Below are 1,501 nucleotides of genomic sequence, written 5' to 3'. Positions count from 1 at the left end.
GGCGCTGCAGGACGGCGTCATCGCGGGTGCGGTGCTGGATGTTTTCGAAGAAGAGCCGCTGCCGCGCGAGCATCCGCTCTGGGACTGTCCCAACACGGTGCTGACGGCGCACATGGCAGGTGATTTCATCGGCTGGCGCGAAGCGCTGACCGAACAGTTTGTTTCCTTGTTCAAACGCTGGCAGGACAGCGGCGAGCTGACGAACCTGGTCGACAAGGCCCGGGGTTATGCCCGTCGAACCTGATTAAGAGAGGGGAAGTTCATGAGCGATCCAGGTAATCCGGCTGATTTCACGGCACTGCAAATGGCGGCGATGTTCCGTAGTGGCGACTTGTCGCCCCTGGAAGCCACCGAGGCCTGCCTGACGCGCATCAGCGAGCACAACGAGGCAGTGAACGCGTTCTGCTTCATGAACGAGGAACTGACGCTGGAGGCGGCGCGCAAGTCGGAGGAACGTTTCCTGCGCCTGGAACCGCTCGGCCCGCTGGACGGCATACCGGTCGCGATGAAGGACATGTTCGTCACCAAGGGCTGGCCGAACCGCAAGGGCTCGAAGGTCGTGCCGGATACGCCGGGCGAGGTCGACTCCCCTGCCGTTGCCGCCCTCACCCGCCAGGGTTACGTGCAGATGGGCCGCACCACCGCGCCGGAATTTGGCTGGAAAGGCATTACCGACTGCGCCCTGACCGGCGTGACCGGCAATCCCTGGGATCCTTCGAAGACCGCAGGTGGTTCATCGGGTGGTTCGGCTGCGGCTGTGCCGCTCGGCATGGCGCCGCTGGCGACCGGCACCGACGCCGGTGGTTCGATACGCATTCCCGCCGGCTTCTCCGGCCTGGTCGGTCACAAGCCAACGCAGGGCCTGATCCCGATGTGGCCGCCGAGCGCGTTCGGCCAGCTGGCGCACCCGGGTCCGATGACCTGGACGGTGGAAGATGCCGCGCTGATGATGGACGTGATGTGCGAGCCGGATGTGCGCGACATGACCCTGCCCGGCGTCGACGGCAGTTTCCTTGATGCCATCGAAGGCGGCATCAAGGGCATGCGCATCGCTTACTCGCCAAATCTCGGCTACGCCAAGGTCGACAATGAAATTGCAGCCTCGGTCAAAGCGGCGGCGCAGTTGCTGGAAGACCTGGGCGCGGTGGTCGAAGAAGTCGATCCCGGCTTCGAGGATCCGCTGGAAGCCTTTAATATCCTTTTCTATGGCGGCGCGGCGAATGCCATGCGCGATCTCGATGCCAAGCAACGCGCCGAGATGGATCCTTCCTTGTGCGAAGTGGCGGCCTGGGCCGAGAAGCTTTCGCTGCTGGATTACCTTGGTGCCCAGAACGTGCGTGCCGCGCTGACCGAAACCACGAATCGCTTCCACGCGAAATACGACCTGCTGCTGACGCCGTCGCTGCCGATCCCGGCCTTCACGGCGGGCCAGGAAGTGCCGGATGGCTGGCCGCATGAACGCTGGCCGACATGGACGCCGTTCACCTATCCCTTCAACATG

General features: G+C 63.9%; 2 protein-coding genes. Both read left to right on the top strand.

Annotated elements, in window-relative coordinates; all coding sequences use genetic code 11:
* The coding region (locus R3217_10805; protein ID MDX1455933.1) for an NAD(P)-dependent oxidoreductase at positions 1-244 on the top strand (244 nt) is incomplete at its 5' end.
* Positions 245-262: 18 nt separating this feature from the next.
* Positions 263-1,501 (top strand): amidase (locus tag R3217_10800; protein MDX1455932.1); only part of this gene is annotated, 1,239 nt, incomplete at its 3' end.

Source organism: Gammaproteobacteria bacterium, from assembly GCA_033720895.1.
Lineage (GTDB): Bacteria > Pseudomonadota > Gammaproteobacteria > Natronospirales > JAJUFS01 > JAWWBS01.
The sequence above is the reverse complement of the archived record's forward strand: the minus strand, read 5'-3'. Positions and strand labels throughout refer to the sequence as shown.